This is a genomic window from Faecalibacterium sp. i25-0019-C1 (assembly GCF_042854225.1).
Lineage (GTDB): Bacteria > Bacillota > Clostridia > Oscillospirales > Ruminococcaceae > Faecalibacterium > Faecalibacterium taiwanense.
Genome location: NZ_AP031428.1, coordinates 2,020,641 through 2,033,919 on the forward strand (window position 1 = coordinate 2,020,641; position 13,279 = coordinate 2,033,919).

Consider the following 13,279-nt stretch of genomic DNA (forward strand, 5'->3'; position numbering starts at 1 on the left):
CAGCTCCTTTCGATCACACGTTCAGGTGCTTGCGGATGGAGAACATACTGCCCAGACCACCCACAACGGCACCGCCGATGAGGCTGTACGGGATGATAGTGGACCAGACGGCGCTCACCGGCACCAGTGCCTGACCCATGATCATTTCCCACACGCCGCCCAGACCGTCGGAGGCCTGCACCATGTAGGAGTAGCCGCCCAGACTGATCGCTGCAGTGAGCACGCCGGAGATCAGGCCCATGGCCAGACCTTCCACAACGAAGGGCAGAGTGACCAGACCGTTGGTGGCGCCCACGTACTTCATGATCTCAATTTCGCGGCGGCGCGCAAACACGCTCAGGCGGATGGTGCTGCCCACCGTGATGATGCTGACGACCATCAGCACCAGCACGATACCGCGGCCCACTTTGGTAACAGAGCGCTGCACCTGCACAAAGACGTTGGTCATTTCCACCGGGGCGGTAACGCTGTACACGCCCTGAATGGCCTGCATCTGCTTGCTCATGCTCTCCATCTGGCTCAGATCCGCGATGGAAACGCGGTAGTTGGCCTTGAAGGGGTTGTCATTTTCAAACTCATCCCACAGGGAGGAGTAATCTTCCATGTAATTGCGGTAGGTGTTCAGCACATCCTGCTTGGAGACGAACTGCACATTGGTCACGCCGGGCATTGCCGCCAGCTTTTCGCCCACGGCCTGCGCAGTGGCATCATCACACTCCGGGTCCAGATAGACCACGGTCTCGTTCTGGCTGCCCAGATAGTTCACCATGCTGTCCACGTTCACCTCGGCAAGGCTTGCAAAGGTGTTCAGGGTCATACAGACACTGAGGGACAGGATGCACACAAAGGTCATGGCCCAGTGCTTGCCCAGATTGCGGATGCCGCGCCGGATCAGAAAAAAGAAGGTAGAAGGTCTCATCATACGGTGGCCGCCTCCTTTTCTGCGGTGTCAGCGGGTTCCAGCTCGGTCTCGAACAGGCGTTCTTTGCGCTCTGCGCGTGCGCGGATGGCTTCCTTGTCGGCAGGCACATCCGAAATGATGCGGCCCTTTTTCAGGGTGACGACGCGCTGGTGGAACTGGCGCACCAGCTCGTGCTCATGGGTAACGACCACCACGGTGATGCCCGTTTCGCTCACCCGCTCCAGCAGCTCCATCATTTCCAGGCTCAATTCCGGGTCGATGTTGCCGGTGGGCTCGTCCGCAATGACCAGCTTGGGGCCGTGGGCAAGGGCGCGGGCCACAGCCACGCGCTGCTGTTCACCGCCGGAAAGGGTGTCCGGATAGGCCTTGGCCTTATCCTCCAGATGCACCAGCTCCAGCATGTACTCCACACGGTCGCTGATCTCCCGGCTCTTGACGTTGGTCACATGCATGGCAAAGGCGATGTTCTCGTACACAGTCATGGTGGGGATCAGCCGGAAATCCTGAAAGATAATGCCCATCTGACGGCGCAGATACGGCACCTGATGGCGGTGCAGGCTGGCAACATCCTTGCCCAGCACGGTCACCTTGCCCTCACTGGGCAGCTCTTCGCGCAGCAGCAGCTTGAGCAGGGTGGATTTGCCTGCGCCGGAATGGCCCAGCAAAAACACGAACTCGCCGTCGTCCACATGGAGATTGATATCGTCCAGTGCCAGCGGTCCGCCCCGTTTATATTCCTTGGAAACGTGTTCTAAATCGATCATAGGGTAATATTAGCTCCTGACATTAAAATCTGTTTTCACAGCAAAAAGAACCGGCCAGCATCGGTTTCGAGCGGCCGGTTCTGCACTGCAGGCAGAGCCTGCAGCTTATTAGTATTTGGCCGGATTGTTGGACAGGTACTTCTTGACCATCAGTGCTACCTTAAAGACGATAGCATCGTCGAACTCACGCAAATCCAGGCCAGTCAGCTTTTTGATCTTTTCCAGACGATACACCAGCGTGTTGCGGTGCACAAACAGGCCGCGGCTGGTTTCAGACACATTCAGGTTATTCTCGAAGAAGCGCTGGATGGTGAACAGGGTCTCCTGATCCAAGCTTTCGATGCTGCCCTGCTTGAACACCTCGCGCAGGAACATCTCGCACACGGTGGTGGGCAGCTGATAGATCAGGCGTGCAATGCCCAGATTATCGTAGCGGATGATCTGCTTTTCGGTGTCGAACACCTTGCTCACTTCCATGGCGATCTGTGCTTCCTTAAAGGAGGTAGCCAGATCCTTCACGTTGGAGATGGGGGTGCCGATGCCCACCACAGCCTTGATGTAATGCTCGCCGGACAGGGTATCCACGATGCTGGCAGCCAGCTTTTCCATATCGGTGCGGTCGATGCCCTTGCGGATCTCCTTGACCAGTACGGTATCCGTCTCGCTGATATTGAACACAAAGTCCTTCTGCTTGTCGGGGAACAGGCTGCTGACCACATCGTAGGCGGAGATATCGCCGCCGCTGGTAACACGCACGATGAACACCACGCGGGAAACATCGGTGGCAAAGTGCAGCTCACGGGCCTTGGCATAGATATCGCCGGGCAGGATGTTATCCAGCACCACATTCTTGATAAAGTTGGACTTATCAAACTTTTCGTCGTGGTACTGCTTGATGCTCTGCAGGCTGATGGACAGCATGGCGGCAAACTGACCAGCCGTCTCGTCCACGCCTTCCACGAATACTGCATAATCATTATGCTTGGCGCTGGAGAACTGCTGATAGGTGTAGCCATCGCGCACAAAGCGGTCGCCTGCGGTCAGACGCTCCGCCATGAAACCCTCGCGCACCTCGCCGATCAGGTTCAGTTCCGAGCAGGAAATAACAGCGCCGGTCTCATCCACCACGCCGACCACCCGGTTGATCGCGTCTTTCATCTGGTAGATCACGCTTTGAAATACTCTATTGGCCATAATGGATACCCCTTTTCCTCGTTTGTGCAAACCGCAGCGGCAGCCGGTCGTGATTTTTAACAATTTAGCTGCATTACATTTTATATTTTACACAAAAGAATTTACTTTTGCAACATATTTCAACAAAAAAGATAGTTTTTTCTTGTGAATATTATCTTTAGGGGCCATTCTGAACCAAAAAAGTGCCTTTTTGCGTGGTTCTGCCCCCTATTCTACCGGAAAAATGTGTTGCTTTTTTGAAATTCGGGTGAAAAGCCGACCCTGTCAGCTGGAAATTTTTGACACTTCTTCGGCAGAAAGCTCCCGCCACTGGCCCGGTGCAAGGGCCGGGTCGAGTGCAAGGCCGCCGATGGCATCCCGGTGCAGGCCGTTCACACCTGCGCCGTACACGCCGAACATCCGCTTGATCTGGTGGTATACGCCCTGCTTGAGCACCACCCGCACAGTGCAGCCATCGGCCGAAAGGGCTGTGACCTCCGCAGGCGAAAGTGCTGTGCCGTCGGCAAGGGTCACGCCCGCCGCAAAGCCGGTGCGCATCTGCTCGGTCAGCGGCGTGTCCAGCACCACGGTGTAGGTCTTGGAGACGTGGCGCTTTGGAGCAAGGATGTCGTGGGCAAAGGTGCCGTCATCGGTCAGCAGCACAAAGCCGGTGCTGGTCTTGTCCAGCCTTCCCGCCGGGAACAGCTGCCGCCGCGGGTAGGCATCCCCCACCAGATCGACCACGGTGGTGTCACGCTTGTCCGTGGAAGCGCTCACCACGCCCTCGGGCTTGTTGAGCATGATGTACACGAACTGCTGATAGCTGAGCGCCCTGCCATCCACAGCCACAGTGTCACTTTCTTTGAGCTGGGTGTCCCCTTTTTTGCAGACAGCACCGTTCACCTGCACGCGGCCCTTTGAAAGCATCGCCTTAGCTTCGCTGCGGGTGCACTGGGCCGTCTCGGCTAAGTATTTATCCAATCGCATACGCGGTTCTCCTTTTACATAGGTTTGGAGTTTTAGTGTAACATGATAAAATGATTTGCGCAAGAGAACTCCTTCCGTCATCGCTGCGCAATGCCACTGTTCCCCTTTTTGTCACCGAAAGGTGACAAAAAGGGGAACGGCTGACGCACGAAGTTCAGCTGAAGGAGTTTTTCTTTCCGGCCCTTTTCGTGAAAAAGCAAGAAGGAGAAGCCCACAGGCTTCTCCTTCTTGCAAAACAAACTGTAACTTCCGCTGTTTATGCTCAGAGCGTAAGCGGAGAGCATTTAAAATCAAACACTCAAAGATGCGTGCTGCTCCACGGCATCGGGGTTAGCATCGAAGATGGGCTTGAGCACATTGGCGATGAACTCCTCCACCTGCTGCGGTGCACGGCCCACAAAGTTCTCCGGCACAAGGCCCGCCACGATCTCCTCGCGGGTCAGGCCAAAGGCAGGGTCGGCAGCAATACGGTCCACCATATCGTTGGGCAGGCCCTCTTCCTTGACCTGCTTGCCGGCGGCGATGGCGTGCTGGCGCAGACGCTCGTGCAGCTCCTGACGGTTGCCGCCCTTTTCCACAGCCTGCATCATGATGTTCTCGCTGGCCATGAAGGGCAGCTCTGCCATCAGACGGCTGCGCACCACCTTGGGATACACCACGATGCCGTCGGTGACGTTGAGCATGATGTTCAGGATAGCGTCGGTGGCAAGGAAGCCCTCAGCCATGGCGACACGCTTGTTGGCGCTGTCGTCCAGCGTGCGCTCAAACCACTGGGTGCCGGTGGTGAAGCTGGGGTTCAGCACATCTACCATCAGGTAGCGGCTCAGCGCGCAGATACGCTCGCAGCGCATGGGGTTGCGCTTGTAAGGCATGGCGGAGGAACCGATCTGGTTCTTTTCAAACGGCTCTTCCATCTCCTTGAAGTTAGCCAGCAGACGCAGGTCGGTGGCAAACTTCATGCAGCTCTGGCCAATGCCGGCAAGGGCGTTCAGGATGAAGGCATCCACCTTGCGGCTGTAGGTCTGGCCGGACACCGGAATGACGGCCTTGGGGTCAAAGCCCATCTCCTTGGCGATGGAAGCATCCACGGCGCGGATCTTATCGGCATCGCCCTTGAACAGCTCCATAAAGGAAGCCTGCGTGCCGGTGGTACCCTTGACACCGCGCAGCTGCAGAACAGCAAGACGGTGGTCGATCTCCTGCAGGTCCATCACCAGCTCGTTGGCCCACAGGGTGGCGCGCTTGCCCACGGTGGTGGGCTGAGCGGGCTGGCAGTGAGTGTAGGCCATGCAGGGCATGTCCTTGTATTCCTCGGCGAAGCGGCCCAGCTTTGCCAACACACCAATCAGCTTTTTGCGCACCAGTTCCAGACCCTGACGCATCACGATGATGTCGGTGTTGTCGCCCACATAGCAGCTGGTGGCACCCAGATGGATGATGCCGGCAGCCTTGGGGCACTGCTGGCCGTAGGCGTACACATGGCTCATCACGTCGTGGCGCACCAGCTTTTCGCGCTCGATGGCCACTTCATAGTTGATATCGTCCACATGGGCTTCCAGCTCAGCCACCATATCGGGGGTGATGTTGGTCAGGCCCTGCTCCATTTCGGCCCGGGCCAGCGCCACCCACAGGCGGCGCCATGTGCGGAACTTGTTATCGTCCGAGAAGATATACTGCATCTCGTCCGAGGAATAGCGGGTGGAAAAGGGGCTGATATAACGATCATGCTGAGACATTGATTGTTTCCTCCTGAAAATAACCCTCTCAGTCTCGCTTTGCTCGCCAGCTCCCCCGAGGGGGGAGCTTTTTGCGCTCTGCCGGTCAGCACCAGAAAGCCTCCCCCTTTTTCGGGGGAGGTGGCACGCCGCAGGCGTGACGGAGAGGGTTTTTCTCTATTCTACCATCAAATCTTGAAATAGTCCACGCCGCCCTCAAAGATCGGCTGATATTTGTCACCGGTAACGTTCTTGTACAGGTACTCGCCGCTGCGCTCCGAGTGGCCCATCTTGCCGAACACACGACCATCCGGGCTGGTGATGCCTTCGATCGCCAGCACAGAGCCGTTGGGGTTATAGCTCTGATCCATGGTGGGGTTGCCCTCGATGTCCACATACTGGGTGGCGATCTGACCATTCTTCATGAGGGTGTCCAGCACCTCCTGCGGAGCCACGAAACGGCCCTCGCCATGGCTGATGGCAACGGTGAACTGTTCGCCCACCTCGCACTTGGAGAGCCACGGGCTGCCGGTGGATGCAATGCGGGTGCGCACCAGCATGCTCTGGTGGCGGCCAATGGTGTTGAAGGTCAGGGTGGGGTCATAGGGAGTGATGGGGCGGATATCGCCGTAGGGGACCAGACCCAGCTTGATGAGGGCCTGGAAGCCGTTGCAGATGCCCAGCATCAGGCCATCGCGCTGCTGCAGCAGACGGCGCACCGCCTCGGTGACTTCCGGGTTGCGGAAGAAGGATGCAATGAACTTTGCACTGCCGTCCGGCTCGTCGCCGCCGGAGAAGCCGCCGGGCAGCATGACGATCTGGCTGTTATCGATGGCCTTGACCAGTGCCTTGCAGCTCTCGGCCACGTCGGCGGGGGTCAGGTTGCGGATGACCAGGATCTCCGGGTCGGCACCGGCGCGGGCAAAGGCCTTGGCGGTGTCGTACTCGCAGTTGGTGCCTGGGAACACCGGAATGATGACCTTGGGCTTTGCCACACCGATCTTGGGTGCGGCGGGTGCAGTCAGCTTGCCGTTGATCTTTTCCACGGTGGGGCCTGCCTTGCGGTAGGGGTACACCGGCTCCAGCTTGCCTTCCCAGATCTCCTGCAGCTGGGCCATATCCAGCTTTTCGCCGCAGGCTTCAAAGACGTATTCCTTGGTGGTCTCGCCCAGGATCTCACCGGCGGGAGAATCCGACACCATTTCCAGAACGATGGAGCCGTACATGGGCTGGAACATCTCATGGGTGGTCTTATCCGCACGCATCTTGAAGCCAATGTGGTTGCCAAGGCCCATCTTGAACAGAGCCTCGGCAATGCCGCCGTAGCCCACAGAGCAGGCGGATGCCACCATGCCCTCTTCGACCATGTCCTCCACGATCTTGTAGTTGGCCTTCAGGGAGAAGAAGTTGGGGCAGCCGGTCTCGGGGTCGATGATGGGCCGGATGAGCACCACCGTGCTCTCCGGCTTCTTGAATTCGGTGGACACCACCTTGTTTGCCTTGCCGATGGCAGTGGCAAAGGAGACCAGCGTGGGAGGCACATCCAGCTTTTCAAAGGAGCCGGACATACTGTCCTTGCCGCCGATGGATGCAATGCCCAGACCCATCTGAGCATCCAATGCACCCAGCAGAGCGGCCAGCGGCTTGCCCCAGCGCTCCGGGGCGGTGCCCAGACGCTCGAAATATTCCTGGAAGGTGAGGTAAGCATCCTCATAGCGGAAGCCGGAGGCCACCAGCTTGGTAACGCTCTCGATGACAGCCATCTGAGCGCCCTTGTACTGGTCTGCGCTCATCAGGAAGGGGTTGAAGCCCCATGCCATGCCGGAGCAGGTGCTGGTCTCGCCGTCCACCGGCAGCTTTGCCACCATGGCGTTCTGCGGGGTCAGCTGATAAGCACCGCCAAAGGGCATGAGCACGGTGGCGGCACCAATGGTGGAGTCGAACCGCTCAGACAGGCCCTTCTTGCTGCAGATGTTCAGATCGCCCACCATGTTCTTCATCTTCTGGCTGAAGGTCAGGCCTTCCCACTGGGGCTGCCAGACCGTGGCCTTTTCCACATGGACCTTCTGGTGCTTCTCGGCACCGTTGGAGTTCAGGAACTCGCGGCTGATGTTCACGATGGACATGCCGTTCCACACCATGTTCAGGCGGGGCTCAGCCGTCACCTTTGCCACCGGAGTGGCCTCAAGGTTCTCTTCGTTGGCGAGAGCAATGAACTTGTCCACGTCCTCGGGGGCCAGCGCCACAGCCATGCGCTCCTGGCTCTCGCTGATGGCCAGCTCGGTGCCGTCCAGACCCTCGTACTTCTTGGTGACCTTGTTCAGGTCGATGTACAGGCCGTCGGCCAGCTCACCGATGGCAACGGACACACCGCCTGCACCAAAGTCGTTGCAGCGCTTGATCATCCTGCAGGCATCCTCGCGGCGGAACAGGCGCTGCAGCTTGCGCTCGATGGGAGCGTTGCCCTTCTGCACCTCGGCACCGCAGTGCTCAAGGCTGTCCAGCTTGTGGGCCTTGGAAGAACCGGTAGCACCGCCCACACCATCACGGCCGGTGCGGCCGCCCAGCAGCACGATGACATCGCCGGGGGCGGGGCACTCGCGGCGGACGTGGGAAGCGGGAGTAGCGCCTACAACGGCGCCGATCTCCATGCGCTTTGCCACATAGCCGGGGTGGTAGATCTCGTCCACCTGACCGGTAGCAAGACCGATCTGGTTGCCGTAGGAGGAATAGCCTGCGGCAGCAGTGGTCACCAGCTTGCGCTGGGGCAGCTTGCCGGGCAACGTCTCACTGACCGGCTTGAGCGGATTGCCTGCGCCGGTAACGCGCATGGCCTGATAGACGTAGCTGCGGCCGGACAGCGGGTCACGGATAGCACCGCCGATGCAGGTAGCTGCACCGCCGAAGGGCTCGATCTCGGTGGGGTGGTTGTGGGTCTCGTTCTTGAACAGGAACAGCCAGTCCTCGTCCTTGCCGTTCACATCGCACTTGATCTTGACGGTGCAGGCGTTGATCTCGTCGGACTCGTCCAGATTTTTCAGGATGCCCTGCTTCTTCAGCTCCTTGGCACCGATGGTGGCAAGGTCCATCATGCAGCGGGGCTTGTTCTCGCGGCCCAGATCGGCGCGCATGGCCATGTAGCGGTCAAAGGCCTTCTGCACCACGGCATCATCGATCTGCACATCGTCCAGAATGGTGCCGAAGGTGGTGTGGCGGCAGTGATCGGACCAGTAGGTGTCGATCATCTTGATCTCGGTGATGGTGGGGTCGCGGTGCTCCGAGCGGAAATACTTCTGGCAGAACTCGATATCGCCAAGATCCATGGCAAGGCCGTTGTCCGCAATGAACTTTTTCAGCTGCTCTTCGTCCAGCTGGTTGAAGCCCTCCAGCACCTTGACCGGGGCGGGCACGGGGTACTCCATTTTCAGGGTCTGCTTGGTGTCCAGCGAAGCCTCGCGGGCCTCCACCGGGTTGATGACGTATTTCTTGATCTCGGCCACCTGCTCGTCGGTCAGGGTGCCTTCCAGCAGATAGACGCGGGCAGAGCGCACCAGCGGGCGCTCGCCCTGACTGATGAGCTGGATGCACTCAGCAGCGGAGTCGGCGCGCTGGTCGAACTGGCCGGGCAGATACTCCACTGCAAAGGACACGCCGTCGCTGGCGGGCAGCTCGGCATAGGTGTTATCCACCGGCGGCTCACTGAACACGGTGTTTGCACACTGGTTGAACAGTTCTTCGTCGATGCCTTCCACATCGTAGCGGTTCAGCAGACGCAGACCGGTAAGCGACTGGATGCCCAGCAGGCTGGTGAGCTCATTTTTCAGGCCCGTGGCTTCCACATCGAAGCCGGGCTTTTTTTCCACATAAATACGATAGACCATTGGGTAGGTTCCCCCTTTGTATTCTTTGAACCGACCCTCTCAGTCACGGCTTACGCCGTGCCAGCTCCCCCGAAAGGGGGAGCTTTTTCTGCTGGCGGAAAGTACCGCGTTCGATGGCAAACCTAGGCTTGCCCATTTTCCCGCATAAAGCTCCCCCTTCGGGGGAGCTGTCGCCGCCAGGCGACTGAGAGGGTTTTCTTTCTTACTGCTTCTCTGCCAGTGCCTTCAGGGCGCGCAGGCCGATATCGCTGCGCTTGTGCAGCTTTTCAAAACTGATCTTCTCTGCCGCCTCATAGGCATGGCTCAGCGCATTGGTCAGCCGCGGGCCGGTGGCGGTGACACCCAGCACACGGCCGCCGGCCGTGACAAGGGTGCCGTCCTCGGTGATGGCGGTGCCGGAGTGGTAGACCGTCACATTTTCCTCGCCGGGCAGCTGGCCGTCCACAAGGCCTGTGATGGGCTTGCCCTTCTCGTAAGCCACCGGGTAGCCGCCGGAAGCCAGAATGACGCAGGCGGCAGCACCGTCCGAGAACTTGACCTTCTCGTTTTCCAGCGTGCCGTTGGTGCAGGCCTGCATGATGTGCAGCAGGTCGCCTTCCAGCAGGGGCAGCACCACCTGCGTTTCGGGGTCACCAAAGCGGCAGTTGTACTCGATGACCTTCGGGCCGTCCGGGGTGAGCATCAGGCCGAAGTAGAGGCAGCCCTTGAAGGGGCAGCCCTCGGCGTTCATGGCCTTGATGGTGGGCAGGAAAATTTTCTCCATGCACTCAGCGGCCACTTCCGGGGTGTAGTAGGGGTTGGGAGCAATGGTGCCCATGCCGCCGGTGTTCAGGCCGGTGTCGTGGTCGTTTGCACGCTTGTGGTCCATGCTGGACACCATGGGCTTGACCACCTTGCCATCCGTAAAGCTCAGCACACTGACCTCGGGGCCGGTGAGGAATTCCTCCACCACCACATGGTTGCCGGATGCGCCGAATTTCTTATCCAGCATGATCTCCTTCACGCCGTCCGCAGCCTGCTGCTCGTTCTCGCAGATGAGCACGCCCTTGCCCAGTGCCAGACCGTCGGCCTTGATGACCACCGGGTACTTGCCCTCGGCCTTGATGTACTCCATGACCTTGGCGGGGTCGTCAAAGGTCTCGTACTTTGCGGTGGGGATGCCGTATTTCTTCATCAGGTCCTTGGAGAACACCTTGGAGGCCTCGATGCGGGCAGCGGCCTTATCCGGGCCAAAGGCCGGGATGCCCACTGCTGCCAGCGCATCCACCATGCCCAGAGCCAGCGGATCGTCCTGCGCCACCACAACGTAATCGAACTTTTCTTCTACGGCAAAGCCCACCATGGTGTCCACATCGGTAGACTTGATGTTTTTGCACTTTGCGTCATAGCTGATGCCGCCGTTGCCGGGTGCGCACCAGATCTCGCCGCAGTCAGGGCTCTTTTTCAGTGCCTTGATGATGGCGTGCTCGCGGCCGCCGCCGCCCACTACCAGAATTTTTTCAGCCATATCATTCACCTTCCCGTTTTTGAATGTCCCTCTCAGTCATTGCTGCGCAATGCCAGCTCCCCCGAAGGGGGGAGCTTTTTTCTGCTGACGGCAGGAGCTGCATTCAACGGAATGCTTGTTTCTGTCCGTTTTCTCGCATAAAGCTCCCCCCTCGGGGGAGCTGTCGCCGTCAGGCGACTGAGAGGGTTCGTTCTTTTCCCTTAGTGATGGAACAGCCGCAGGCCGCAGAAGGCCATTGCGATGCCGTACTTGTTGCAGGTGTCAATGACCTGCTGGTCGCGGATGGAGCCGCCGGGCTGCACGATGGCGGTCACGCCGGAGCGGCGGGCACGCTCGATGTTGTCGCCGAAGGGGAAGAAAGCATCCGAGCCAAGGCACACGCCGGTCACTTTGCTCAGATATTCCTTCTTTTCCTCAGCGGTCAGCGGGGCGGGCTGCTCGGTAAAGGTCTCGGCCCACACATCGTCGCCAATCACATCCTCGGGCGTATCGCCGATGTAAACATCAATGGCGTTGTCGCGGTTGGGCTTTGCCACATCGTCGCGGAAGGGCAGGTTGAGCACCTTATCCATGTGGCGCAGCTGCCAGTTGTCGGCCTTCTGGCCTGCCAGACGGGTGCAGTGGATGCGGCTCTGTTGGCCTGCGCCCACGCCGATGGTCTGGCCGTGGTAGGTGTAGCACACGCTGTTGGACTGAGTATACTTCAGGGTGATGAGTGCAATGACCAGATCACGCTTCTGCTCCTCGGTCACGTCCTTGTTCTCGGTGACCCAGTTGTTCAGCATGGTGTCGGCGTTGATGACCAGCTCGTTGCGGCCCTGCTCAAAGGTGATGCCGTACACCTGCTTGTGCTCGATGGGAGCGGGCTTGTAGGCCGGGTCGATGGCGACCACATTGTAGTTGCCCTTTTTCTTGCCGGACAGGATAGTCAGTGCCTCCGGCTCGTAGCCCGGGGCGATGATGCCGTCGGACACCTCGTGCTGGATCAGCTTTGCGGTGGGCACATCGCAGATGTCCGAAAGGGCGATCCAGTCGCCAAAGGAGGACATGCGGTCCGCACCGCGTGCACGGGCATAGGCATTTGCCAGCGGCGACAGCTCCATATCCGGGGCAATGTGGTACATCTTGCGTTCCACATCGGTGAGCGGCAGGCCCAGAGCTGCGCCTGCCGGGGAAACGTGCTTGAAGGAAGCTGCTGCGGGCAGACCACAGGCAGCTTTCAGCTCCTTGACCAGCTGGATGGAGTTGAGCGCGTCCAGAAAATTGATGTAGCCGGGCTTGCCGTTCAGCACAGTGACCGGCAGGTCAGAGCCATCTTCCATATAAATGCGGCTGGGCTTCTGGTTGGGGTTGCAGCCGTACTTCAGTGCCAGTTCGTTCATTGGTGCATCCTCCTTATTTCTCTATTGTTTTAGTCCTGTTTTTCCTCTGCGTCAAGCTTTTTGAGCAGTTCCAGCTCTTCGGGCAGCAGCTCCGGCTCCTCGGGGTCGTCCAGATCGCTGCACACAGCATCGTACTTGTTAAAGATCATGTCGCCGGTCTCGCCGGAGTCCAGATCAATGACCCGGGCAAACAGGCTCACCTTGTTGTCCGGGTTCAGGCTGCTCCACAGACCCTGTGCAAAATCGCCGATGGTGCGGGGGCAGGCAAAGCGCAGCGGCTCACCCTCAAAGCTGGGGATGGGATTTCCGTTGTGCTTGTAGGTGCTGATGAAATGGCCCTCGCCTGCAACGGGCTGCGGGTAATCAAAGAAATAGCGCTGCACGCTGTCGCCATTGCCGTCCGCAGACTTGAGAATGCTCATCTGATAGCTGCCGTCGGCGTACACCACAGCGGAGATGCGGGGGGTGTAGTTGGGGCCGTCCGGCTCAAAGGTGCGGGTGCGCAGGGCATCGGCAAAGCTCTTGCCCTGGCTCATCAGGTCATAAATGGTATCGGTCTGGTCGCCGTTGGTCACGATATGGGTCTTGCCCAGCGTCAGCACCGGATTGTAAATAATGAGGCTGGGGTCCTCCAGCTTTGCGGGGTCCGCTGCGATGGTGCAGATGCCGCCGCGCTCGGGCACGGGGTCAAACACGCGGTTGCGGCTGTTCTCGCTGCGGCCCATGATAAAGTAGCCAATGAACATCTGGCGGCCATCCGGAGCCATTGCCACAGCAATGCCGCGGCCGGGATACTCGTTGGATGCCAGATACTCGTTCAGGTTGATCTTTTCCATGTCAAATTCTCCTATTACGGAACTCCCCCAGTCGCCTGCGGCGACAGCCCCCTCGGAGAGGGAGCCTTGCCTCCCTCCTTGAGGGAGGTGGCACGCCGTCAGGCGTGACGGA

Annotated in this window: 9 protein-coding genes; all 9 read right to left on the reverse strand. The window is 59.1% G+C overall.

The genetic code is table 11. The annotated features are described in order from the left end of the window. Positions 1–13 precede the first annotated feature (13 nt). Positions 14–922: an ABC transporter permease gene (locus tag ACGHUK_RS10035; RefSeq protein ID WP_120020906.1), complete on the reverse strand. Its 909-nt coding sequence runs from the start codon at positions 920–922 to the stop codon at positions 14–16. Beyond that, positions 919–1,686 carry a cell division ATP-binding protein FtsE gene (gene ftsE / locus ACGHUK_RS10040; RefSeq protein ID WP_120081169.1) on the reverse strand — a complete coding sequence of 256 codons (768 nt, stop codon included), beginning with the start codon at positions 1,684–1,686 and terminating at the stop codon, positions 919–921. The genes ACGHUK_RS10035 and ftsE overlap by 4 nt, the downstream gene beginning before the upstream one ends. Before the next feature lie 108 nt (positions 1,687–1,794). Further along, on the reverse strand, positions 1,795–2,880 hold the full coding sequence (locus ACGHUK_RS10045) for a CdaR family transcriptional regulator (protein ID WP_005944450.1): 1,086 nt from the start codon (positions 2,878–2,880) through the stop codon (positions 1,795–1,797). Between the two features lie 264 nt (positions 2,881–3,144). Beyond that, positions 3,145–3,846 (reverse strand): pseudouridine synthase, encoded by a 702-nt coding sequence (locus ACGHUK_RS10050; RefSeq protein WP_390574257.1) that lies wholly within the window; start codon positions 3,844–3,846, stop codon positions 3,145–3,147. A 290-nt stretch (positions 3,847–4,136) separates the two neighbouring features. Continuing rightward, positions 4,137–5,582: an adenylosuccinate lyase gene (purB, locus tag ACGHUK_RS10055; RefSeq protein ID WP_044954035.1), complete on the reverse strand. Its 1,446-nt coding sequence runs from the start codon at positions 5,580–5,582 to the stop codon at positions 4,137–4,139. Between the two features lie 167 nt (positions 5,583–5,749). After that, complete coding sequence (locus ACGHUK_RS10060) at positions 5,750–9,442, reverse strand: phosphoribosylformylglycinamidine synthase (protein ID WP_390574258.1); 3,693 nt, start codon at positions 9,440–9,442, stop codon at positions 5,750–5,752. 202 nt (positions 9,443–9,644) lie between these two features. Then, entirely contained in the window at positions 9,645–10,949 is a 1,305-nt protein-coding gene (gene purD / locus ACGHUK_RS10065; protein WP_390574259.1) for a phosphoribosylamine--glycine ligase, read from the reverse strand. Positions 10,950–11,149: 200 nt separating this feature from the next. Beyond that, positions 11,150–12,331 carry a phosphoribosylaminoimidazolecarboxamide formyltransferase gene (locus tag ACGHUK_RS10070; protein ID WP_005944459.1) on the reverse strand — a complete coding sequence of 394 codons (1,182 nt, stop codon included), beginning with the start codon at positions 12,329–12,331 and terminating at the stop codon, positions 11,150–11,152. 29 nt (positions 12,332–12,360) lie between these two features. Continuing rightward, positions 12,361–13,167, reverse strand: coding sequence for an IMP cyclohydrolase (locus tag ACGHUK_RS10075; protein ID WP_097775216.1), 807 nt, complete (start codon positions 13,165–13,167; stop codon positions 12,361–12,363). Positions 13,168–13,279: the final 112 nt, after the last annotated feature.